The sequence below is a fragment of the Chryseobacterium panacisoli genome, assembly GCF_008274625.1.
Taxonomy (GTDB): domain Bacteria; phylum Bacteroidota; class Bacteroidia; order Flavobacteriales; family Weeksellaceae; genus Chryseobacterium; species Chryseobacterium panacisoli.
The window spans coordinates 80,867-104,119 of sequence record NZ_VTRU01000001.1 but is presented as its reverse complement, the minus strand read 5'-3'; the positions used below and the strand labels follow the sequence as shown (position 1 = coordinate 104,119).

General features: G+C 35.4%; 22 protein-coding genes. 9 read left to right on the top strand and 13 right to left on the bottom strand.

Annotation, left to right across the window (positions count from 1 at the left end):
* Positions 1-230: 230 nt before the first annotated feature.
* From FW781_RS00475 to FW781_RS00455, 5 genes are all read right to left on the bottom strand, one after another.
* Positions 231-419, bottom strand: a complete 189-nt coding sequence (locus FW781_RS00475; RefSeq protein ID WP_149385622.1) for an Arc family DNA binding domain-containing protein — start codon at positions 417-419, stop codon at positions 231-233.
* 86 nt (positions 420-505) lie between these two features.
* Positions 506-1,372, bottom strand: a complete 867-nt coding sequence (locus FW781_RS00470; RefSeq protein WP_149385621.1) for an SPFH domain-containing protein — start codon at positions 1,370-1,372, stop codon at positions 506-508.
* Positions 1,373-1,726: 354 nt separating this feature from the next.
* Complete coding sequence (gene ccsA, locus FW781_RS00465) at positions 1,727-5,002, bottom strand: cytochrome c biogenesis protein CcsA (protein WP_149385620.1); 3,276 nt, start codon at positions 5,000-5,002, stop codon at positions 1,727-1,729.
* 293 nt (positions 5,003-5,295) lie between these two features.
* Complete coding sequence (locus FW781_RS00460) at positions 5,296-5,871, bottom strand: Crp/Fnr family transcriptional regulator (RefSeq protein WP_149385619.1); 576 nt, start codon at positions 5,869-5,871, stop codon at positions 5,296-5,298.
* 287 nt (positions 5,872-6,158) lie between these two features.
* Positions 6,159-6,797, bottom strand: a complete 639-nt coding sequence (locus FW781_RS00455) for a cysteine hydrolase family protein (protein ID WP_149385618.1) — start codon at positions 6,795-6,797, stop codon at positions 6,159-6,161.
* A 375-nt stretch (positions 6,798-7,172) separates the two neighbouring features.
* Between FW781_RS00455 and FW781_RS00450 the strand changes: the two genes are divergently transcribed.
* The 5 genes from FW781_RS00450 (at position 7,173) to FW781_RS00430 (ending at position 13,355) form a co-directional block, all read left to right on the top strand.
* Positions 7,173-9,734: an FtsK/SpoIIIE family DNA translocase gene (locus FW781_RS00450; RefSeq protein ID WP_149385617.1), complete on the top strand. Its 2,562-nt coding sequence runs from the start codon at positions 7,173-7,175 to the stop codon at positions 9,732-9,734.
* 18 nt (positions 9,735-9,752) lie between these two features.
* A complete protein-coding gene (locus FW781_RS00445) occupies positions 9,753-10,214 on the top strand; it encodes a hypothetical protein (RefSeq protein WP_149385616.1) in 462 nt (153 codons plus the stop codon).
* A 141-nt stretch (positions 10,215-10,355) separates the two neighbouring features.
* A complete protein-coding gene (locus tag FW781_RS00440) occupies positions 10,356-11,024 on the top strand; it encodes a LolA family protein (RefSeq protein ID WP_172625632.1) in 669 nt (222 codons plus the stop codon).
* Between the two features lie 110 nt (positions 11,025-11,134).
* Complete coding sequence (locus tag FW781_RS00435) at positions 11,135-12,592, top strand: LptF/LptG family permease (protein ID WP_149385615.1); 1,458 nt, start codon at positions 11,135-11,137, stop codon at positions 12,590-12,592.
* A 121-nt stretch (positions 12,593-12,713) separates the two neighbouring features.
* Positions 12,714-13,355 carry a hypothetical protein gene (locus tag FW781_RS00430; RefSeq protein ID WP_149385614.1) on the top strand — a complete coding sequence of 214 codons (642 nt, stop codon included), beginning with the start codon at positions 12,714-12,716 and terminating at the stop codon, positions 13,353-13,355.
* Between the two features lie 88 nt (positions 13,356-13,443).
* Here the strand turns inward: FW781_RS00430 and FW781_RS00425 are convergent, their stop codons facing one another.
* The 7 genes from FW781_RS00425 to FW781_RS00395 form a co-directional block, all read right to left on the bottom strand.
* Positions 13,444-14,505, bottom strand: a complete 1,062-nt coding sequence (locus FW781_RS00425; RefSeq protein ID WP_149385613.1) for a 3-oxoacyl-ACP synthase III family protein — start codon at positions 14,503-14,505, stop codon at positions 13,444-13,446.
* Between the two features lie 227 nt (positions 14,506-14,732).
* Positions 14,733-15,287, bottom strand: coding sequence for a ribosome recycling factor (gene frr, locus FW781_RS00420; protein WP_047422796.1), 555 nt, complete (start codon positions 15,285-15,287; stop codon positions 14,733-14,735).
* Between the two features lie 272 nt (positions 15,288-15,559).
* Positions 15,560-15,742: a hypothetical protein gene (locus tag FW781_RS00415; protein WP_149385612.1), complete on the bottom strand. Its 183-nt coding sequence runs from the start codon at positions 15,740-15,742 to the stop codon at positions 15,560-15,562.
* A gap of 191 nt (positions 15,743-15,933) precedes the next feature.
* On the bottom strand, positions 15,934-16,173 hold the full coding sequence (locus FW781_RS00410; RefSeq protein WP_149385611.1) for a hypothetical protein: 240 nt from the start codon (positions 16,171-16,173) through the stop codon (positions 15,934-15,936).
* A gap of 160 nt (positions 16,174-16,333) precedes the next feature.
* The gene (locus FW781_RS00405) at positions 16,334-16,708 is read right to left on the bottom strand and encodes a hypothetical protein (RefSeq protein ID WP_149385610.1); all 375 of its coding nucleotides are present in this window, start codon (positions 16,706-16,708) and stop codon (positions 16,334-16,336) included.
* Between the two features lie 99 nt (positions 16,709-16,807).
* Positions 16,808-17,899, bottom strand: coding sequence for a nucleotide-binding protein (locus tag FW781_RS00400; protein ID WP_149385609.1), 1,092 nt, complete (start codon positions 17,897-17,899; stop codon positions 16,808-16,810).
* 56 nt (positions 17,900-17,955) lie between these two features.
* Entirely contained in the window at positions 17,956-18,207 is a 252-nt protein-coding gene (locus tag FW781_RS00395) for a hypothetical protein (RefSeq protein WP_149385608.1), read from the bottom strand.
* Positions 18,208-18,665: 458 nt separating this feature from the next.
* On the opposite strand from FW781_RS00395, the gene FW781_RS00390 reads away from it, so the two are divergent.
* The gene (locus tag FW781_RS00390) at positions 18,666-20,024 is read left to right on the top strand and encodes a lipase family protein (RefSeq protein WP_149385607.1); all 1,359 of its coding nucleotides are present in this window, start codon (positions 18,666-18,668) and stop codon (positions 20,022-20,024) included.
* An 81-nt stretch (positions 20,025-20,105) separates the two neighbouring features.
* Here FW781_RS00390 and pyrH read toward each other — a convergent pair whose 3' ends face one another.
* Positions 20,106-20,813, bottom strand: coding sequence for a UMP kinase (gene pyrH / locus FW781_RS00385; protein WP_047375127.1), 708 nt, complete (start codon positions 20,811-20,813; stop codon positions 20,106-20,108).
* 166 nt (positions 20,814-20,979) lie between these two features.
* Here pyrH and porQ point away from each other — a divergent pair, with 166 nt between their 5' ends.
* From porQ to FW781_RS00370, 3 genes are all read left to right on the top strand, one after another.
* On the top strand, positions 20,980-21,972 hold the full coding sequence (gene porQ, locus FW781_RS00380; RefSeq protein ID WP_149385606.1) for a type IX secretion system protein PorQ: 993 nt from the start codon (positions 20,980-20,982) through the stop codon (positions 21,970-21,972).
* An 85-nt stretch (positions 21,973-22,057) separates the two neighbouring features.
* On the top strand, positions 22,058-22,732 hold the full coding sequence (cmk, locus tag FW781_RS00375) for a (d)CMP kinase (protein ID WP_149385605.1): 675 nt from the start codon (positions 22,058-22,060) through the stop codon (positions 22,730-22,732).
* 95 nt (positions 22,733-22,827) lie between these two features.
* Positions 22,828-23,178, top strand: coding sequence for a YtxH domain-containing protein (locus FW781_RS00370; RefSeq protein ID WP_149385604.1), 351 nt, complete (start codon positions 22,828-22,830; stop codon positions 23,176-23,178).
* The last annotated feature ends 75 nt before the right edge of the window (positions 23,179-23,253 follow it).

The window sequence follows — 23,253 nt, the reverse complement described above, 5'->3', positions numbered from 1 at the left end:
TCTACGTTGGAGCAGATAGTCTTCAGAGTTGTATAAAATAAAAAAGCAGAGAAAATTTCTCTGCTTTCTTTTTGGTATAAGGTTAATTGAATTGTTATTTATTTATTGAAAAGCTAAAAAAAGAATCCTTTTTTATATTTTCTGTAATTTAAAAAAGAGAAGGAGCAGTATCTTTTGACAGCTATATTCCCTGAAAAAAGCATTTATCCTCCCCGATTATTTTTTTTAAACTACTCTTTCTTCTTCCTCCCTGCGTTGACCAGCCCCTGATGCAACAGGTATTCTATCTGTCCGTTCACACTTCTGAAGTCATCATTGGCCCACTTTTCAAGGAGTTTATAAGTAGACTCATCTATCCTTATTACAAAAGATTTCTTGCTTTTGCTTTCTGAAGAGTTCTGAGCTTTTTCTGATTTCATTTTCTAAAATTCTCTAACATTATTTCTGACTATTCTAGCGCAAAGAAGACCTGCACTAAAATCTACTTGTTAATTTTTTTCACTTTTTAATTATAAAGTGTTCCTGCATTTAATATCGGTGTCGCTGCCTTTTCTCCGCAAAGAACCACCATTAAATTGCTTACCATTGCCGCTTTTCTTTCGTCATCAAGCTCAACGATATTCTCTTCTGAAAGTTTTTTCAAGGCAAGATCTACCATTCCTACAGCTCCTTCCACAATCTTGGTTCTTGCCGCTACAATAGCCGTTGCCTGCTGTCTCTGAAGCATAGCTCCTGCAATTTCCGAAGCATAAGCCAAATGCGAAATCCTTGCTTCCTGAATCACAATTCCTGCTTTTGAAAGACGGTCTGTAAGTTCCTGTTCCAAGATAGAATTGATCTTATCTCCTCCTTCTCTCAGGGTAATCGGAGCATGATCGTCTTCTAAATTATCATAAGGAAAGCTCATCGCCAAATGACGTACTGCCGCCTCACTCTGCATTTTTACGAAATCAGAGTAACGTTCCACATCAAAAGCAGCTTTGTAAGTATCACCTACTTTCCATACAATGACTACTGCAATTTCAATAGGATTACCCATTTTATCATTAACCTTCAAAGTCTGTCCCTGTAAATTTTCGGAACGCAAAGATATTTTCTGTGACGAATACAAAGGATTGATAAAGAATAATCCGTTCTCTTTTACACTCCCTACATATTTTCCAAAAAAGTTCAGTACTCTTGAGTGGTTGGGCTGAATAATCATTAGCCCCTTCAAGAAAAAGCATGAAACAAGAAAGCAAAGCATAGCGATCACCACATAAGCGATACTTTGATCTACTCCGCTAACAAAGAAGTAAACTGCTGCCACAAACAAGGCAAGGCAGATGACCAGTGTAAGATAACCCGACATGGGTTTTAATGTTTTTTCCATGATTTAATTTTAATTTGATATTGTTTTGATATCATAAAGATGGTGATAAATTTTGAATTATGAGTGATGAATTATGAATTTTTTAAAGGCTTCATGATTCGAGGTGATTAACTAAGCGCAAAATTCACGAAGTTCATTTATATTAGCGCTTTACTTTTATTTGCAAAGGCACTTCGTCTAGCTAAGGACATTATTTTATTTGCTGAGTGAAACGCCTTTGCGAACGATCAGTTACCACAATAAAAAAATCATTCCGAACTTACCGTTAAAACAGCTCATCCCAATACCAAAAACAATAGGAATAAAAAAATCCCGGAAGTGAATTCCAGGATTTTAATTTTTATGTTCAGATCTTTATTTCTTTGTTAAAGCTTTAAATTTCATAAAAGAAACAGCTGATAAGATGATCATTGTAGAGATTCCGATGTATACCCAAGCTGGTACCGGTACCGGATCTCCTGCTGCATAGGAGTGAAGTCCGCTTAAGTAGTAATTCACTCCAAAATAAGTCATTACCATTGAACAGAATGCAAACATCGTTGCTACGTGGAATGCCCATCTGCTTCTCAAACCTGGCACTAATCTCATGTGTAATACAAAGGCGTATACCATGATGGAAATGAAGGCCCATGTTTCTTTCGGGTCCCAGCTCCAGTATCTTCCCCATGATTCGTTTGCCCAGATTCCTCCTAAGAAGTTTCCTACTGTTAATGCAAACAATCCGATGGTTAGTGACATTTCAGAAACAATTACCAATTCTTTCAATGTCGTATCGTGGTGAATTTTATAAGTTTCTTTATTGGATATAATATAGAATACCAATGAGATTACAGCAATGATCATCGACAGTGCGAAGAATCCATAACTTGATGTAATAATCGCTACGTGAACAATTAACCAATAAGATTTCAGTACAGGTACAAGCGGAGTAATCTGCGGATCAAGAGCTGAACCACCGTGAGCAAATCCCATCATAATAACTGCCACCATAAATCCGGCTGCAGGAATTAATGCATTGGAATTTCTATATAATAATAAACCTGCTGTAATACCTACCCAAGAGATGAAGATAATGGCTTCATATCCGTTACTCCATGGTGCGTGTCCTGAGATATACCATCTTGCAACAAGGCCTAAGAAATGACAAAGGTATCCTACTAAACCAAGCGCTATAATTACTTTAATGATTTTATTTAAAACTTTGCTGGATTTAAACAGCTCAACAAATCCTAAGATTAAAAGAAGCCCTCCAATAAGAGTATAGAAAATTAATAGCTTAAAGTTAATATCTGCTTTATTCATGAAAACCTCAAGATCAACTTTAGATTTTGCAGGAACTACTGCTTTACCCCATTTCTGCTGGTATTCTGAAAGCTTCGCCAATTCTGTATCTGCTTTGCTCCAGTCTCCTGTTTTCTGTGCATTAAGCGCTTCAGCAAAATAAGGTCCCATCACCTGCTGAGATTCCATGTCCGGTTCAAATTTCTGATCTAACCATGAATGCCATGTGTGGTTGGCATCATTTTTCACAGGAACAATTCTCATAAACTGACCGCTGAAAAATTCATTGAAGATCTGTACCCTTTCGTTTACAGCAATTACTTCTTTATCGTAGTTCGTTTGTTCAGCCGGTTTTTTACGGAATGCCGTATTGTAATCATGCTCTAAGATATAGGCTAGATTTCCATTGGCATCTGCCGGGAAAAGGTTCATCAATGAAGTATACCCTTCTTCATCTGCCTTTGTTTTATTTTTCAGTTCATCACCTCCTTTTGTTCCTACTTTGATCATCGGAACCATAGTCCAGCTTGGTGTATCTGTATTGATTGAAAGAAACCATTGGTTGGCAGTCAGATACTTTCCGTCTGTACCTTTGAATTTATCTTTCTTGTATAATTTTCTCAGAACATCCAACGCTTCTGTATTGATAGGAACAATTCTTCCTTCAAAACTTTGAACCAAAAGATATCCGAATTTATCTGCATGTTCTTCACTGATCTTGTTTCTGGCAATGATTTCATCCGGAGAGATCGATCTCATTTTCCCCATCGGGGTAGCCACAGAGTTCTGCTTTGGAGCAGCACCATCAAGAGGCTGAACAGCCGGAGCCGGAGCGTGAGTATGATTATCACCTTCTACATGAATGTGTTCTCTGCTTCCGTCCGTAGTTCCGTGAGTTTCGATTTTTTGTGCATTTAAACCTAAGCTTAAAAACACTAAAAGTATTGCTGCTGCTTTTGTCTTCTTTTTGTTTGCATCAATCAGCATTTTATTTAATTTCCAGAAGTGAGTTCCTTTCCAGAAGAAGATCACAAACATTCCAAAGAATAAAAGTCCATATCCGATATAAGAAATCAAAGTTCCCCAGTAATCGTGGTTTACAGAAAGAACAGTTCCCATTCTGTCCGGATCAAAACTTGACTGGAAGAAACGGTATCCTTTATGGTTAAGAACGTGGTTCATATAGATTTTATAAGGAGTTTCTTTACCTTCATCAATGATTTTCACATGACTTTCGTAAGCACTTGGAGATGAACTTCCAGGATAAGTTTCCATCACGAAGTCATCCAGTTTCAAAGCGAAAGGAGTATTGTAAACTTTAGGTCCGAAACCTACCATGATATTTAAGCCATCCATAGTAACCTGCTTGTAAGCGTTAGGATTCCCCTTTTCCACAGAAAGATCTACAATTTGTTTAGTTTTGGGTCCCTGAAGCTCAATCTGAAGCATATCCGGAACATTAGCATCTTTCTTTCTGTCGCCTTCAATAGCCAACAGTCTTCCTTTTTTAAGACCTTCAGGAACTACAAGCTTCAGTTCATTGATGGTGTATAAACTTCTTAATGCCAAAGGTTGGAATTCATCTTTCACTGTGCTTCCCGTTGCCTGGGTAGCCATGGTCATATAGCTTGCATCTACAGGTGTTTTGATGAATAATTTTCCTCCTTCATTTTTGAATTCAACCGCTCCTTCAATCGCTCTGTTGAATGTCACCAAAGTCCCGTTGATCGATTTTGTCTCTCCCGGTTTGATGTAAATATTCTGTCTTCCTGTGTTTCCGGTAGATACCAAATGAAGATATTCTGCACCGTTGGGCTCAGCTACAAGGCTGTCTTTTTTTCTTTGAATGTATTCCTTAGCAAACACTTTCACTTCTTTTCCGTGGAAGTCATAAGTTGCATTGAAATCTTTGTGCAGTGGAGACATCATATAAGGAACATCCTGATAATTAAGAACATCCCCTTTTTCTTCGATCTGGATTTTAAAGAAATTTTTATCCGTTACGATTTCGTTGGAAGTTTCACCTTCTCTGATGTGCATCGTTCCTTCAAAACTGATGTATCTTGTGATGGCACCACCAATAAAAATAAAGATAAAGGCAAGGTGAAAAACAAGAACCGGCCATTTCTCTCTTTTCCATAGTCTGTATCTTCCGATATTTCCTATGAAATTAAGAATGAGCAGGACCATGATCAGTTCGAACCACTTGGCCTCATAAATTAGTGCTTTTGCTGTAGGAGTTCCGTAGTCGTTTTCTAAGAACGTTGCATAAGCCATCGCAAATGCGTACACCAGCAACAATACAGCCATTGTCCTGGTTGAGATAAGAATATCTTGGAGCTTCTTCATGATTTATTGTACTTGACATGCAAAAATAAGCATGATAAACTACAAAGAGCTTAAAAAAAGCTGTTTTTTGTCACTTTGGTCTCCGTTTTGCTTATTTTGAAAGATTCTTAATAAGCACGGAAATATTGGGAAAAATTCAATTTTAAAAATCGTCCAAATCCAGATTCATAATACCTATATCAGCAATTGAATCCTTCTATTTAAAAATACAAGAAAAGCAATCAATCATCTGATTTTCAACAAACAAAGTGAAATCACATTTCTAAGAAAAAGGAGAAATAATAAAATGATTTCTAAAATGATATTTTTTTCCTGATTTTACTTAAAAATTCATGAGTAATTCCTAAATAAGATGCAACCTGCTGCTGGGTAAGTCTCTGTTCCAATCCAGGGTATTTTTCAAGAAATTCAAGATAGCGTTTATCTGCCGTTTTACCTGTTAATGAAAGTATTCTTCTCTGCAATGCTACTGAAGACTTCTGGTTCATGATCCTGAAAAGCTTTTCTATCTGAGGCAAAGTCTCATACAAATGTTCTTTGTCTTTTTTGGAAATCATCAATACTTCGCTGTCTTCAAGGGCTTCAATATTCAGAATACTGGGTACATTATTGATCAAACTGTCAATATCTGTAATCCACCATCCTTCTACCGCGAAATATAAGGTTTGTTCAAACCCGTTTTCATTCAGGTAATAGATTTTAAAACATCCATTCAGAACAAATCCTTCAAATAAGCAGTACTCTCCTTCCTTGAGAACAATCTCTTTCTTTTTAAAATTTTTGTATTCAAATGGCTTTACAAACTGTTTAAAATCCTCCTGCGAAAGGTTTATATATTGACTGATATTTTTAATAAGTAAATCGGACATTGTTCTATTTAAGCAAAATAAAGGTATCAAAATTATTGACACCTTTATGGAATTAAGTTATGTTAAGTTATTTTGTTTCTAAGCATTGGAACTTCAATTTTTTGTTGGGTAAACGCAAAGGCGCAAAGAATTTTATAATCGTGCTGTTTTAAGGCGCAAGAAAATCGAAGATTTTCAGCAAGGTGAACCTAATAAATTTTATCGGAGATAAAATCCTTGCGCCTTATAGCACAATTTTTAATATCATTTTGCGCCCTTGCGTATCCAAAACACACTCACTTTTAAGCCTATTTATTTAAAAATTCATTGGTATTAACTACACGGGCATAAAGGTTTCCAAGAGCGGAAATCCCCGCTAAAAAGGATCTTTGAACTTCTGCAGCTTTTACTACTTCCCCATTCAGCTCACGGTTTCTGGTCGCCGTAGCATCTCCAATAATTGTATTATTAAACCCAAAATCGAAAGCGGCCCTCGTAGTTGCCTCTACACAAACATCAGTCATCATTCCTGTAATGACCAGATTTTTGATTTTATTTGACTGAAGATAGTTTATAAGATCCGTTTCCCTAAAGCTGTTGGGAAAATGTTTGGTAATTATTTTTTCATCTTTTTCAGATAAAACCAACTGATTGATCTTTGCTCCTTCTGTATCCGGCAGAAAAAAAGTGGCTCCTTCATTCGTTGAGATATGTTTGATATGAATAACAGGAAGATTGCTGCTCCTGAAATATTCTAAAATTTTCTTGGTATTTTTTCCAGCCTGCTCAGCATTTTCCAATGTCATTTTTCCTCCCGGGAAATAATCATTTTGTACGTCGATAATTAATAGTGCCGTGTTTTCCATTTTTTGTTTTTGTGCGTTCATTGTAATCAGTGAAATAAATATCAGACCTAAAGTCAGAATAGTTTTGAATCTGTTTTCCATGTGTGAAATTTTCTGAGACAAAATTATAACGGTTTTAAATCCTGACCTTTGAACTAGTTCAAAAAACACTTCTGATCTTAAATAATATCAATCATAATTATTAATATTATTATTTTTTTCATTCCTCTAAATTTAAATCAGAAATTTCATTATCTTTTTTAAAGAAAAACAAATATGATTAGTTAATATAATTTAACAGCATCAGATTTGCATAAACAAAAAAAATAGCCCTATTTTTATTTTATAATTGCAAACAATATTTTTTAATCAAATTTTTAAATAATCGTTGTAAAAAGCGGGATTTCCAAAATATTTTTTGGAGAAAAAAGATTCTTTTTAGTGTTGAAAAAACATTAAATTTGCGACATTGATATTATGGATAAAAAGACACAAAAAAAACAGACTGAATCGCCTGAAACAGGCAAAATTTTATCTAAGCCACGTATTTTTTCCGGGCTTACATTTATACTTTTATCGGCTGTTCTTGCATTCTCATTCATTTCTTATTTAATGAACTGGAAAGCAGATCAGAGCCAGGCAGGAACAATGTTGGACAAGAGTATAAAATCTTCCAATATCTTTGGCAAGGCAGGTGATTGGCTGGGGAATATTTTCATTTTCGAAAGTATTGGTATTGCTTCATTCATCATTGCATTTTTATTTCTTGTAGTCGGCACACTGATTCTTAAGAAGAAAACCTTCAAACCATGGAAAACCTTCGGCCACTCTTTATTTTTTATCTGCTGGCTTCCCATTTTTATGGGAGCCCTTACTAAAGGACAAGGTGTTTTAGGAGGAGTCTATGGATACCAGATCATGGATTACCTTAATTCTATTATTGGAACGGTAGGCCTATGGACTGTTTTAGTGGCAAGTATCCTTTTATATTTTATTCTTGAATTTAATCTTCGTCCAAGCTCTATCAAAGCAAAACTGGATAAGATCAATGAAAATACCATTGGAAAAGTAAAATCTATGATGCCGGACTCCAGCGATGATTTTGAAGCAGATGAGGAATTGAAGGAAGAGGCTGAAGAAATTGAAGAGACCACTGCATCCCGCGTTACGGTAAGTGATGTTAACAACAGCACTTCCAATAATTCAATCAATACAGTAAAAGAACCAGAACCTGTAAGTGTTCCAAAAGGATTTCCGGAAGTTCCGGTTTCAACCGGTATAGAAACCATCACCACTCCTAATCATACTTCTTTTGAAGCGGAGCCGGTAAGTTTAAATCTTTCTACAAAACCCATTGTTCCGGTTTCTACTCCTGAAGAAGCATTTGATATCAGACCATCTGCTCCATCTTCCGCTGTAAATACTGCACCCGCACAGGAAAATATTAAATTCAATGTAGAAGTAGCTCCTGTAATTGACATTCTTGACGATTCTGAGAAGCAATCACAGGAACTTGTAGAAAAACACGGTTTATATGATCACAAGCTTGATCTGGCTAAATTCCAGATGCCGCCTGTAGAGTTATTGAAAGATTATGGCAGTGAAGAAATTTCCATCAACAAAGAAGAATTAGAAGAAAATAAAAATAAGATCGTTGGACTTCTGAAAAACTTCAACGTAGGAATCGCAGAGATTAAGGCAACCATTGGTCCTACGGTTACATTGTATGAAATTGTACCGGAAGCAGGAATCAGAGTAGCCGCGATTAAAAAACTGCAGGATGATATTGCATTGAATCTTTCTGCATTAGGAATCAGGATTATTGCTCCGATGCCCGGAAAAGGAACCATCGGTATTGAGGTACCAAGAAAAAACCCTACCATGGTTTCTATGCGCTCTGTAATTGCGTCTCAGAAATTCCAGAATACAGATATGGATCTTCCCGTGGTTTTCGGAAAGACGATCTCTAATGAAATTTTCATGGCCGACCTTTCAAAGATGCCTCACTTACTGATGGCCGGAGCAACAGGTCAGGGTAAATCTGTAGGGATTAATGCAATCCTTACCTCACTTCTTTACAAAAAACACCCAAGTGAACTGAAGTTCGTCATGGTGGATCCTAAAAAAGTGGAGCTTTCATTATACTCAAAAATCGAAAGACATTATTTGGCTAAACTTCCGGATGCAGAAGAAGCAATCATTACCGACACCAATAAAGTAATCAATACCCTGAACTCTCTTTGTATTGAGATGGACACCCGATATGATCTTCTTAAAAATGCTTTCTGTAAAAACTTAAAAGAATATAATAAGAAATTTGCAGAAAGAAAATTAAACCCCGAAAACGGACACCGTTTCTTACCTTACATCGTATTGGTAGTAGACGAGTTTGCAGATTTGATCATGACCGCAGGAAAAGAGGTTGAATTACCGATTGCCAGACTGGCACAGCTTGCAAGAGCCGTAGGAATCCACCTTATTGTAGCCACACAGAGACCGTCTGTAAATGTAATTACAGGTATGATTAAGGCTAACTTCCCTGCGAGAGCAGCCTTCAGAGTAATCTCCAGTGTAGACTCCAGAACCATTCTTGATTCTCCGGGAGCAGATCAGCTGATTGGTAAAGGAGATATGCTTTATTTCAACGGAAACGAAATCCTGAGACTTCAGTGTGCTTTCGTAGATACACCAGAGGTGGAAAGACTTGCAGAATTCATCGGAGAACAGAAAGGATATGCTTCTGCATTCTTACTTCCTGAATATGTTTCTGAAGACTCTACAAGTACAGTAGGTGCTTTTGATCCGAACGAAAAAGATGCTCTTTTTGAAGATGCAGCAAGAATTATTGTTTCCACTCAACAGGGATCTACGTCAATGCTTCAGAGACAATTGAAACTGGGTTACAACAGAGCCGGAAGAATTATGGATCAGCTTGAAGCCAGCGGTATCGTAGGAGGTTTTAACGGAGCTAAAGCAAGAGAGGTCCTGATCAGTGACCTTCATTCTTTGGAACAATTCCTTGAAGATTTAAGAAACTAATCAATTATAAAAATTATCATGAAAATTACAATAAAACAAACTATTAAATTAGGACTTTTTGCATGTACACTTACATTGTCTTCATGTGCATTAAGAACTGTTCCCAGCGACTATGCTTCTGTAAAACTAGATGTCATTGATAACAATACTCTGGGAAATGGCAAAGTACTTATTTATAATGGTGCCGGAGTTCTCCATAAAATGGATAATACAGCAAGACTCAATATTGGACTTGATGGAAAATCATTAGGACAAATCAGACCAAAAGAATACGTTATTGTTGATTTAGAAAAAGGAAGACATGAATTTACTGCTCTTCATATAGATATGGTGAATATGAGAAGTAAACATCCCGTTGACATCAATGAAAACACAAAAGTGATTAAAATTGAACCCACTATCACATCTAATAAATTAACTATAACCAATATTCTTCCAGAAAAATTTGAACAGTATATTGAAAGACCGGAAACAAGATAATTTGTGAAACATGATCTTATATATCCAGCATTAAAAGGTGAATTTTTGGAACAGTTTTTGGAAGATCTGCGTAGTTAAGGGAAAAATTGAATGATTTAACCTTTCAAAAATTAAAATGTCTAAAGATTATTAAATAAAAAAATGAAAAATATTATTTCAAAAGTTATATTAGGAAGTTTTGTTGTAAGTGCAGTAGGTATGGCCAATGCTCAGAAGATTGATGCTAAGGCTCAGAAGATTGATGCTAAGGCTAAAAAGATATTGGATGATATTACAGCCAACTACAATTCTAAAAAGAATTCTTACTTCAAATTTTCTTTTGGAAGCGGCCTTAACGGGCAGGTGACGAAAACCGAACCGGGTATTTATTACGTTGCGGGAGAAAAATACAAACTGAAGATCATGGACACAGAACAGATCTTCGATGGAAGCAAAATTTACAATATCAATGCAGATGATATGGAAGTAACCGTTGCTAAGCCCAACGGAAGCGGCACCATGTTCTCCCCTATCAACTATCTTACGACTTACAGAAACGATTATAATGTAACTTATAATGGTAAGAAGATGATCAATGGCGTAAATGCTGATTTTATTAAACTGACACCGGTAAAAGCAAATGGAATACAGTTCGTATATCTTTTTGTAGATTCTGCGAAAAAGCAAATGGTAAAGCTAGAACAACACGGAAACAACAAAGATGTGGCCGTAATTGCGATAAAAGAATACAAAGAGAATCAGCAACTGGACCCTAATATGTTTGTTTTTGACAAGAATAAGTTTAAAAATTACGTAATTACAGAACTTTAAAAAGCTGAAAGTGAATTGGCAAATAAGCAAATTTACATTTTAAGTTAAAAAAATAACAAAATATAAAAAGCCACAAGTAAACTTTGTGGCTTTTTGATTAATTTTGGCGCATGTTAAAAATACTAGACCGATATATCATAAAAACCTTCTTTGGACCGTTTTTCTTTATATTCAGCGTATTGTTTTTTATTTTTATTGTAAACATTATCTGGGTTCAGTTAGGACAGTTTATGGGAAAAGGATTAAGCTACTGGCAAATCCTCAAACTTCTTTTTTATCTGGGGGTAAACGTCATCAGTATGGTGCTACCGCTTACTATTCTCCTTGCGAGCATTATGTCGTTCGGGGAATTTGGGGAACGGTATGAGCTTGCAGCCATGAAAGCGGCAGGTATTCCTTTGACCAGAGTAATGACTCCCCTGCTTGGAATTTCAACAATACTTGCAATTATGCTGTATTTTTTCTCAAGCAATATCATTCCCGACTTCCAGAAAAAGGCAAAGAATATGCTTTTCAACATAGCACAAACTAAGCCTGCCCTTAACTTTACACCGGGCCAGTTTATAGATCAGATTCCCGGCTATATGGTGAAATTTGATAAGATACATGGTGAAAGCGGAGAAAATATTGATGGTGTTTTTGTACATAAAAAGGCAAATGCTTATGAAAATCAACAATCTATTGTAGCTGAAAAAGGAAAGTTTGTTCCTGCTGCCAATAAAAATTTCCTAAAGCTTGTGTTATATAACGGATATGTATTTGAGGATGCTTTCGCCGGAAAAGGAGATAATGTAAGATTGAAACAACCTGATCAGGCTATTAAATTTGATACTCTGGTCTCCCACTTCGATATAAGTGAGATCATCAATAAAGCAATCGAAAAAGAGCAGATCACGGATGATTACCGTTTTGAAAATTATCCTCAATTGAATAAAACCATTGCCAAAACCAAGAAAGACAACAAACAGTTCTTTGATAATATCGGATCAGAAGTTCTTAATCAGACCAATTCTGTTGTTACGTACATGGACAAGGGTAATAAGCATAAGGTAGCCCCCAAAACCCAGATAAAACTGGATACCGTAAAAGGGGATAAAAAACTGGAAATCATTTACAACTCATACAACAGATTAGACAACCTGAAATCTACATTGGAGTCTAAAAAGAATGAATACAGCTCTAATGTAAAATATTTCAGCAAGGTTGTTATTTATCAGCAGAGAATGGTAGCTTATTCGGTGACCTGTATCATCTTTTTCCTGATTGGTTCCAGTTTAGGATCTATTATCAGAAAGGGAGGAATGGGACTTCCTGTAATCATCGCCATTGTAATTTTCATTATCTTTTATGTAATGAATGTAGGGGTAGAAAACATGTCCTGGAGCGGAAAAATGAATCCTTATCTTGCGGCCTGGCTTCCAAACCTGATCCTCCTTCCTTTTGGAGTATGGATGACATATAAAGCCCTTACAGATTCACAATTATTTGATGCGGAAAAATATAAAGCATTATTCAAACCTATTACCAAAAGGTTTACCAAAAGCAAAGAACATCAGAGATACCAATAATTCTGATACAGAAATAAAATGAAAGCTTCGGAGGAATTCCGGAGCTTTTTTATTACATGATAATATAAAAGAAATCTTACCTTAAAATTTTTGTATTTTTATCAAATACCAAATCATTATTATGAGAGCCTTACTTCTGACAGCGAGTCTGCTTCTTATTTTTTCCTGTAAAAATGAAAAAGACCAAACTCCCCATAAAGAATCTATTTCAAAAGATAGTTTAGTTATGAAAAAGGATTCAGTGAAGACCAGTACTTCAGAAGATCCCATTGATCAGATTAAAAAAGAATATGCTGCTCTTCAGACCCAACTGGAGGCTAAAAAGCTAGGTCAATCAAAATTTATTTATGATTGTAATGATGAACCTTCAGGTGAAGTTACTTTTCATTCAGATAAAAATGAGATCAAAGTGATAGAGCATTTTTACGCAGAGCACAGCCATTTCTCCGGATCTGAAAAATATTTTATAAAAGATGGAAAGCCTTTCTTTATATTCAGACAGGAAACTGTATGGAATTTTGACGGCGGTACTCCGGAAAAACCTGTTACTAAAGATGATATTACAGAAACCCGTATTTATCTTCAGAATGGCAAACCCCTGAAGTGCCTTGAAAAGAAATACAGCATAAAATCTGATCAAAAAGAAAAAACAGCGGATAATATTCCAAGTAAAGAAGTACAGTGCAATATTGATAAATTGCTTACAACGTATCAATCTCTGTTACAGCATAAAGATCAGAAAGGACAAATAAAATGTCTGTAAAAATAAAAGAGGTCTCCATTGGAAACCTCTTTTTATATTTTTAAAACTGAAGAATACGCTTCATGATTTCAGTTTTTTCATGCTCAGTTTAAAACTTATAAACAAAGGCATTAATATTCATTCCTGCCCCTACAGAAGCAAATAATACCACATCATCTTTCTGTATTTTATGATGTTCCAGCTCATCCTTTAAAATCATCGTCAGCAAAGACGGAATGGTAGCCACACTGCTGTTTCCCAGTTTATGAATGACCATTGGCATTATATTTTCAGGAACCGGTGTATTATACAATTGGTAAAACCTGCTAACAATAGCCTCATCCATTTTTTCATTAGCCTGATGAATGATAATTTTATTTAACTGACTGATGGAATATCCACTGCTGTCCAGACATTTTTTCATGGCATCAGGAACATTCACTAAGGCAAATTCATAGATTTTTCGCCCATCCATTTTGATGTATTTTGTATCAGGGCATTTTTCATTGTTGTAAGATTTCCCAAAATACAGATAATCTTTCTCCTCAAAAGTATAAGAAGCTGACAAATGGGCCTTTATACCGGAATCATCATCGTTGTTAACTTCCAGCACAGCCGCTCCTGCTCCATCAGCATAGATCATACTGTCCCTGTCATGAATATCCACTACACGGGAAAGAGTCTCTCCACCAATCACCAAACATCGTTTTGCAATACCGGCTTTAATAAATGCATTTGCCTGTATCACCCCTTCAATCCAGCCGGGACATCCAAAAAGAACATCGTACGCCACACAGAAATTATTTCTGATTCCTAATAAATGCTTTACCCTTGCCGCAAGACTTGGTACCGCATCGGATTGAATTGTTCCGAAACGAACATCTCCAAAATTATGGGCAAAAATAATATAGTCTAATGTTTCAGGATCTATTCCTGCATTTTCAATGGCAGCCTTAGCTGCAATAAATCCAAGATCTGAAGTAACCTCTGTACTATGAGCATATCTTCTTTCTTCAATACCCGTAATTTTTTTTAACTTATCTGTAATAGATGTATTATTTTCTTTTAATAATATACCCTTTTCATTAAGAAAAATATGCTTATCAAAAAATAGGTTGGTTATCATTTCAGATGGTATGTAGTTGCCTACACCAATAATCTTCGTCATCACTTTTAAAATGTTTAATTTCCTGTTTTAAGTTAAGTCTGCAGGAATAATTCTATAAATATAATGAATTAACGCAAATACTCATCAATATATTATGGAATGAGACCTCTTTATGATAAAGTTCTAAACAAAAACACCATATATAGTTCAAAAGCAATAGAATAAGCTTATCGAATAAAAAAAAGAGGCTTCCCACCGGAAACCTCTTTTTTATTTTCAACAACTGAAAATTATACTTTCATAATTTCAGCTTCTTTTGTCTTAAGATGCTCATCACAAAGCTTTACATATTTGTCTGTATAAGTCTGAATTTCTTCTTCCACTCCTTTTACAACATCTTCGGAAACACCATCTAACTTTTTAAGCTCTTTCAAACCGTCCTGTCTGGCATTTCTTACCGTTACTTTAGTGTTCTCAGTTTCTACTTTAGCCTGTTTTGCAAGTTCTTTTCTTCTTTCCTCTGTTAAAGGCGGAACATTCAGAATAATGTTTTCTCCGTTATTAGAAGGTGCAAAACCTAAGTTTGAATTGATGATCGCTTTTTCAATCGCATTAATTGCAGTTCTGTCCCAAGGTTGAATAGAGATTGTCATTGCATCCGGAACAGAAACATTCGCAACCTGGTTGATAGGAGTCATTGCTCCATAGTATTCTACCATTACATCCTGAACCATTGATGTAGAAGCACGTCCTGCTCTAATTCTTTGAAATGCGTGATCCAGGTGCTTTACAGCTGCATCCATGTCTTGTTTTACAGATTCTAATATAAGATCTAATTCTTCCATTATTATATTAAAGTTTGATAAATTACACATCTATTAATTGAACTGAATATCAATGAGTTAAAGTTCACAAATCCTGTAAACATCAGTGTTCTTTCACTGTTTTAAACTATTTTTTTCTATTCAGTGCTGCAAAAATAATGATTATTTCCATATTTTGGTAAGACTGCATTCTGTATTTTGTGAAAACATTGATATTTTTAAATGACACTATACAAAATTGTTTTGTTTTGTTGTATATACAGCGTTGAACTCAATGGAAAAAGAAAAGACAGCTATAAACCGTCTTTAAAATTCAAATAATCGATAATTAATACTTCTGGAATACCAATATCCATTAGACCCTCCGATTGGCATCTGTCAGCTAATGCATAAATTTTTGATAAACATTCAACAGCGGCAGAATCTGTTCTACCCTTTAAATACAAAATTAAATCCTCAAACATTTCTATTGTCATACTGTGCATTTTTTAATTTGTTATTCAATGCTTAATCTCTAATATCGGAAAAAATAATTAAAAAGCCAACAAATGAACAACTTTAATTTCTACAACTTCATAACAGAGAACGGATATCAAAAAGAGACTATCTGGGATGCGAATTGAACAACTTATAAAACAATGATCTATTATTGTTTTATAAACCTACATTAATAATAATTCTCCTCCATTTCTGTAAACTTATTTTCGGTTGCATTGAGAACATTATAACATTTTGTTAGGCATGCAACGATTGTTTTATCCCGGACATGCTTAAGCTCCATATTTATCTTTTCAATATGTCTTTCTTTCAAGTTATTGTATTGCTCATCATTTAAACTTATTAACGCAATACTATTTCTATCAGTTGGGTATTTACGTGAAATATTCAGTGGCGTTAGATTCTTCATGTAGTTCACATATTGATAAATTTGAGTAACGTATTTAAATCTATTACCAAAAATTATAAGTAGATCTGAATGGTTTAAATTGATAAAAATTTCATCATTGAGTTCTGGAAATGTGTTATACGTCAACAACTTTCGTGTTTCTCGGCCTTTAAAGTATTTTTCAATTTCTTTTTTTTAAAGATTCAAGGTTTGGAATTATGTTATGAGTAATGTCAAATTTTACCAAATCTTCAATATTTTTCAACCTTGTTTCCTCCTTTAGGTCTTCAGCATCAATTTGTTTTTTTAAAAGATTATTAGCTTTAAGCTGCTCTGTGAACGCTATATAAATAAGGACAGCATTTAAAATATTAATAAAAGGAGCTGTGATACCGCCTATAGTGTCTCCAATTTGACCTGTTTCAGTGAAATCAATAAAATTAAGCTTAAGTGTAAAAATTAATGGAGCAATAAAAGTGAACAGTATTGACGACGCTAAAATAATTAGAATATTTCTTTTAACCCACTCCAATAGTTGCTCTAATTTCTCTCTCATGTTATTTAGTTTTGGCAAATATATTAAACTATTTCCTAGTTGAAGGAAAAGAGTTAACAATTAAGAAATGATAAAGCCCCAATTAAAGGGCTGTTTTTTTTAGACATTATGACCATTCTTTATTTTCTCAGTTAATTGTTCCATAAGCTCCGTCAATTCTTTCCTATTCGGTAAATTATCCAGTTTCATAGCTAAATCAACTACATAATTATTTCTTTCCAAAGCTTCTGGAGTAATCTTACTGTATATCAAATCAGGAAAGTTATTCATTCTATCAAAAATAATTCTCGTCCATCCCTTTAAATACTGAGGAATACTTTCCATTCCCTCTCCTTCGGGTGGAAATACCGATTGTACTTCAGCCTCCCAATCAAAAAGGTGACTACATACCTCCTTAATTTTATCAATACTTGCTTTAATTGTATGCGCATCTCCTCGCACTCCCACCTCTCCCATTGCATCCTTCAATTCAACGTTAAAAGTATGTAGAAATATTGTTAATAGTTTTGAATAATCTGCAAATCTTTCAACCATATATGTTGCGTACTGCCGAGAACCTAAACTAGTAGATCTTTTAAAGTACAGATCTTTTTCAAGCTTTAAATAATCCTTATTTATGTCCTTTAATCGATCTTTTAACAGTTCTGCAGTTAGCTCAAATTCCCATAAATCCCCATTTGAGATAAGAATGTTTTTTATAGTAATATCTTCATTTTCAAAACCTGTTAAATTAGAATAGCTAAAATCCTTAATCTTTCTTCTAATTTGATTGCAAAATGGGCCTAATGCAGCTAGCATATTCTCATCATCTCTTTCTGCATTATATGTTCCATACGTAATTCCCGCCAAATCACTAGGTAAGTGAAAATCTTTAGATTTTTTTGGTGCTACAAAAAACACTTTATCTTTTCCTAATTTTCCTATAAAAAGCCCTAGTTCAAAAATAACGTTATCTCTAACTGTATTATAGTTTTTATCTCTGATAGTCGAAATGTCTTCTGGTTTAAAAATAAATATCGCATAGTCAAAACTATCTAAAGCTTTTATCAGATCCTCGAGAGCTGTATTTGAAAGTTCGAAAATACCTTGAGTCCACACTGTTGGATTCGCTTCATGTTCTAATAGCTCTTGTATATTATGAGCTATTTCCAAAGATTCTACAGACGATCCAATGAATATTCTTGGTTTCATTTAATTTGAGTTTCCACAAATATAACAAAAAGCCCTCTCAAAGAGAAGGCTGTAACTTATTTCATTTTTTGCATTGCATTTTTTGCTATTTCAACTTTATCCTCGGGTATTCCTTCACCTATAAGATTAGCTTTACCTCTTTGCATGTCAATCTCCACTAATAGATCTAACCCGTCAAGATCATCCTTAGCTCTTCGCAGTCTTTCTCTAATTTGGTTCTTAATCTCTTCCTCTGCTTTTTCGTACAACATTCTTTCAATTTCTGAACTATGTGACCTTTTATTTACTGTTCTAAATTTAACAATCATATTCAATATATAGCATTTGAGCTGTTATCTCTAATATAATGATTTACATTTGAAATATAGACATTTATATAGTTTTTTTTCTTTTGGAGAAACTGGAGTTTCTTTCTTAATTTCCTATTGCATCTTTTCCACGTCCCTTACCTCTGCTTTCTCCATTATTGCTCGGATTAATGATTATTTTCGAATAATAGCTATTTCCAACATGATTTTGTGTACTTGCCTTTTCTTTGAAACAAGAAATTTGTTTTTACCTAAAACTCAACAAAAGCAAAAAACTTCGGGTACAAATACCTATGAGGCATTTTGGTTATTTCTACTGATTTGCAGGCCGTTTTTTATAACTTATTTTACTTTATCATTTAGTAAAGTTCTCAATAGAGATTACAATATCACATAGGAGAGAATTTTATCTAAAAAATTCATAATTATTTTATAAACTAATTTAAACCCATCAAATCATGACAAATCCATCTTTAGATGCCTATCAACAAGTATTTGGTATGGCAGGTCTTGCCAACCGCGCCGGAGGCTACAACGGTTTTGGTATCCAGCTACAGCAACAGCTTCAGTATGATTTATCCTATTATTTTAACAATGTTCCTCCGGTTAAAATAATGGGCCAGGAAACACCTTCAACAACTGATCCTTCCGTTCTTCCGGTATTAGGAAACTGGGATCTTGTCTGGGGACCTGCCCTGATTGAAGAAAAAGATGAAAAGGGTGTTCCTACAGGAGTTGCTGACAATGCATTATATGTAGCTAAATGTGATGCTCTCGCATTTCCGGGAGGTCCTACACTGCCTGCTTATGTTGTAGCTATTGCAGCAACCAATCCATCATCACTTTACGATTGGGAAACAGAAGATTTCTCAGTTTCAGAAGTGGTGAACTGGACGACTTACAATCCTTCCAATTTCGTTCCAACAGCTTATAATGGCAGTGACCCTTATATTTCAAAAGGTACTGCGACTGGTGTAAGTATCCTTCTCGGACTTGAAAGTCCTCATTCTGCAGCTTCCCCTAATACGACACTGCAGCAGTTTCTTGCAGGCTTACATCCGGAACCCGGTACAGCTATTATATTTTGCGGACACAGTCTTGCAGGAGCATTATCACCTACTCTTGCCCTTTATCTGAAAGAAAATAAAGATCTGAATGCTTTCGGTGTAACGCTTGTATACCCTACCGCCGGACCAACTCCGGGTGAGGCCGCATTTGCAAGCCTGTTCAATAGTAAGTTTCCACCGTTACCACCTGGATGGCAGCAACAATCAGGTACTTACCAAAGCTGGAATACCATGCACTGGAATGATCTGGACGTAGTGCCTCATGCTTGGCCGGTATCAGAACTGGAAAAAATTGCAACAATATATGGTCAGGCTCCTACACATATGACGGCCGCCATATTAAATGCTTTACAGAAGATGGCTATTGATGATTCTTCAAAATCAGGAGCCAGCTATACAAGAATACAAAACCAATCGCTTCCAGGTCAGCTGCAACACTCAAGCAGTTCCTCAATTAGCATCAAAACACCTCCTGAAACTTTGCAAGACTATATGCTTCAGTTATCAGTACAACATGTGGGCATGTATAATGGTATTCCTGCAACAAAGTCTGCCCCTCAGGTAAACGGTCTTATTTTACAACAGCCATTACCCAAACCTGACGTTGTGAAACTGGTACCGGGAGTAACTGCTGTCACCGAACTTGAGATGATCATGAAAATAATAAATCAGATCATTGAATGGGTTTTCTCCCATTATACGTTGGTTGAAAAGGAAAATGCTACGCAAAATATTGAGGCAGATCAATAAATATTAAAATCAATATAAAACAAAAACACCTGCCACAATAATCATGGCAGGTGTTTTTATATTTTTTAGTTATAGGATTGATTATAAATCAACCAAAGTACCTACATTCTCTCCGTCTACAATTTTCGACAGGTTACCGTCTTTATTCATATCGAATACGATAATTGGCAACTTGTTTTCGTGGCTTAAAGTAAAGGCAGTCATATCCATTACCTTAAGGTTTTTTTCAAATACTTCATCGAAAGATAATGAATTGTATTTTACAGCATCAGCATTTTTTTCAGGATCACTGTCATAGATTCCGTCTACTCTTGTTCCTTTTAAGATCACATCAGCTCCAATTTCGATTGCTCTTAAAGTAGCCGCTGTATCTGTAGTAAAATAAGGGTTTCCTGTTCCTGCTCCGAAGATTACTACTCTTCCTTTTTCAAGGTGTCTTACTGCTCTTCTTTTGATGAAAGGTTCTGCTACTTTATCCATTTCGATAGCAGACTGAAGTCTTGTCTTTATTCCTGCATCTTCCAATGCTCCCTGCAACGCCATTCCGTTAATTACAGTTGCCAGCATTCCCATATAGTCTCCCTGTACCCTGTCCATACCTTTTGCAGCTCCTGCAACACCACGGAAAATATTTCCTCCTCCAATGACGATCGCAACTTCACAGCCTTTTTCGACTACTTTCTTGATCTCAACAGCATATTCCTGCAGTCTTTCGGTATCAATACCATATTGTCTGTTTCCCATTAAGGCCTCACCGCTTAGTTTCAGAAGGATTCTTTTATATTTCATCTTTTATTTTTAGTAACTTTTTATTTGTATGGGTTTCCCCGGAATTTGATTTTGCAAATATAATCATTAAAGATATTGATGAAAGAAAAATATTAAATAGAAATAATGTAAGAAATATTTTGAAAAGTACGAAAAAGGATTATTTTTGCATTAATTATAAATTGAGTTGAAGAAAATTATCATTTTTTCATTATTTCTATCAGGAATTGTTTCTTATGCGCAAACAGGAACAAATGTTTATCCGTTCTTAAATGTACCTGTATCTGCAAGACAGGCTGCTTTGGGTGGCGACGCAATTTCGATAAGAGATTATGATGTTTCCTTTGCTATTGCAAACCCTGCCCTGTTAAATAGAGATTCTGACAAACAGCTTTCTGTAAACGCAACAGCTTATCTTGCCGATTCAAAATACGGAACTATTGCTTATGCCAAAGACTTTGATAATGGCCATATGGCCACCATCAATGCCAGGTATATGAGCTATGGAAGTACACCAAGAACGGATGAAAGCGGTTTCGAAAACGGAGAATTCAAAGCTTCGGATGTAGCCATTGGTGCAGGCTATGCCTACCAGTTTGAAGAAGACTGGACGATTGGTGGAGGCCTTAATTTTGTTACCTCAAAAATTGACAACTATACTTCTTCCGCAATTTCAGGAACAGCGGGAGTTACCTATCATAACAAAAAGAACAAAGAAGTAGTTTCTTTGGTGATGAGAAATTTTGGTTTTCAGCTGAAATCATTCAATGGAACAAGAGAAAATCTTCCTTTCAGAATTGATCTTGGCTATACCAGAACAATCAAGAACTTCCCTCTTGCAATCACCATTACGGCACATGATCTGCAGAAGTTTGATATTTCTTCAGAATATAACCTGGACGGGCAGAAAGTGAATGCCGGCAGAAAAATTGCAGATCACTTTTCATTGGGAGCTGAATTGTTTCCGGAAAAGAATTTCAACATCCGATTGGGTTATAATGTAAAAAGAGGAAATGAGCTGGCGGTTGCAGATCAAAGAAACTTCTCAGGACTTTCTGCAGGATTTGGAGTAAAAGTGTCCAGATTCCGCATAGATTATGCTCACGTGAGATACCACAACTCTTCCAATGTCAATCAGATAGGAATTTCTATGGACCTTTCCAGCCACAGAGGAGAATAAATCTTTCCGGCTGAAATTTTCTTAATTATTCTGAAATTTTCTTACTTCCTCTTGATTTTTAAGAAAAAATCTTGAAATTTGCAGTATGAAAAAACCTGTAATTGCTATCGATGGGTACTCGTCTACCGGAAAAAGTTCTATCTCTAAAATCATTGCAGATAAACTGGGACTTATTCATATGGACACAGGAGCTCTCTACCGGGGAGTTACCTGGTATGCATTGCAGCATTGCCTGGACGAAAATGGGAGAATTGATCTGAATACACTATTCTCTTCCTTAGATCAGATCAGCCTTGAGTTTAAAAACAACAACGGAACACTTATCCTTTTCCTTAATGATACAGATATTTCCAAAGAAATCCGCACCAATATTGTATCTGACAATGTAAGCCTTGTTGCCAAACAGAAAGAAGTAAGAGATTTTTTACTGCAGTCACAGCGCACTTTGGCAGAAAAAGGAGGTGTCATTATGGACGGACGTGACATTGGGACAGTAGTTCTGCCAAATGCAGACTATAAGTTTTTTCTTACTGCCAGCATTGATGAAAGGACCAGCAGAAGATTTCTGGAACTGCAGGGCCTGGGAATTGAAGCAGATAAGGAGCAGGTAAAACAAAACCTTATAGAACGGGACAAGATTGACAGCGAGCGTGAAATAGCCCCTCTGAAGCAGGCTGAGGACGCTATCATTATTGATAACTCAGAATTGACCAAAGAAGAAACTATTGAACTTATTCTATCTCACATCGAAAAGATTTAACAATTTTTAATAGGCTTCAAGCCTCCTTTGGTATACAAATTGTAAGTTTTATTACTGTAAAAACTAATCTATTATTAATTATTAAAAAACTTAAAATGTCTAGAAAAGGAAATAATACAGCAGGTATATTGGCAGGACTTCTTGCAGGTGCTGCGGCAGGTGTAATCTTAGGAATGCTTTATGCACCGGAAGAAGGTAAAGAAACCAGAAAAAAGATAAAGGATAAGGCTAGTGATCTTAAAGATCAGGCCAAAAATAAATACGGAGAGGTTTCTGAAAAAGTAAAAGACCAATATGGCAATATTTCTTCTACTTTCAAAGAAACAGCAAGCAGCGTAGCACATACTGTGAAAGACGGATATGATAAATACAAAGATCAGATTGTTTCTAAAACTGCAGATTTGGCAAAAGATGTAGAAGCAGAACTGAATGATCTGAAAAAATAAGTAATTTATTCTTTTAAGTAAATTACAGAAAGGAACTTTTGTACGAAAGTTCCTTTTTTTGTAACTTTAAAAAAA

Coding starts and splice junctions, on each gene's coding strand:
- FW781_RS00470 (WP_149385621.1), bottom strand. CDS start 1,372: ATGGAAAAAACATTAAAACCCATGTCGGGTTATCTTACACTGGTCATC.
- FW781_RS00475 (WP_149385622.1), bottom strand. CDS start 419: ATGAAATCAGAAAAAGCTCAGAACTCTTCAGAAAGCAAAAGCAAGAAA.
- FW781_RS00435 (WP_149385615.1), top strand. CDS start 11,135: ATGTTAAAAATACTAGACCGATATATCATAAAAACCTTCTTTGGACCG.
- FW781_RS00405 (WP_149385610.1), bottom strand. CDS start 16,708: ATGAGAGAGAAATTAGAGCAACTATTGGAGTGGGTTAAAAGAAATATT.
- ccsA (WP_149385620.1), bottom strand. CDS start 5,002: ATGAAGAAGCTCCAAGATATTCTTATCTCAACCAGGACAATGGCTGTA.
- FW781_RS00430 (WP_149385614.1), top strand. CDS start 12,714: ATGAGAGCCTTACTTCTGACAGCGAGTCTGCTTCTTATTTTTTCCTGT.
- FW781_RS00445 (WP_149385616.1), top strand. CDS start 9,753: ATGAAAATTACAATAAAACAAACTATTAAATTAGGACTTTTTGCATGT.
- FW781_RS00400 (WP_149385609.1), bottom strand. CDS start 17,899: ATGAAACCAAGAATATTCATTGGATCGTCTGTAGAATCTTTGGAAATA.
- FW781_RS00455 (WP_149385618.1), bottom strand. CDS start 6,797: ATGGAAAACAGATTCAAAACTATTCTGACTTTAGGTCTGATATTTATT.
- FW781_RS00395 (WP_149385608.1), bottom strand. CDS start 18,207: ATGATTGTTAAATTTAGAACAGTAAATAAAAGGTCACATAGTTCAGAA.
- FW781_RS00450 (WP_149385617.1), top strand. CDS start 7,173: ATGGATAAAAAGACACAAAAAAAACAGACTGAATCGCCTGAAACAGGC.
- FW781_RS00370 (WP_149385604.1), top strand. CDS start 22,828: ATGTCTAGAAAAGGAAATAATACAGCAGGTATATTGGCAGGACTTCTT.
- FW781_RS00390 (WP_149385607.1), top strand. CDS start 18,666: ATGACAAATCCATCTTTAGATGCCTATCAACAAGTATTTGGTATGGCA.
- FW781_RS00460 (WP_149385619.1), bottom strand. CDS start 5,871: ATGTCCGATTTACTTATTAAAAATATCAGTCAATATATAAACCTTTCG.
- FW781_RS00410 (WP_149385611.1), bottom strand. CDS start 16,173: ATGAAGAATCTAACGCCACTGAATATTTCACGTAAATACCCAACTGAT.
- FW781_RS00440 (WP_172625632.1), top strand. CDS start 10,356: ATGAAAAATATTATTTCAAAAGTTATATTAGGAAGTTTTGTTGTAAGT.
- cmk (WP_149385605.1), top strand. CDS start 22,058: ATGAAAAAACCTGTAATTGCTATCGATGGGTACTCGTCTACCGGAAAA.
- frr (WP_047422796.1), bottom strand. CDS start 15,287: ATGGAAGAATTAGATCTTATATTAGAATCTGTAAAACAAGACATGGAT.
- FW781_RS00415 (WP_149385612.1), bottom strand. CDS start 15,742: ATGACAATAGAAATGTTTGAGGATTTAATTTTGTATTTAAAGGGTAGA.
- pyrH (WP_047375127.1), bottom strand. CDS start 20,813: ATGAAATATAAAAGAATCCTTCTGAAACTAAGCGGTGAGGCCTTAATG.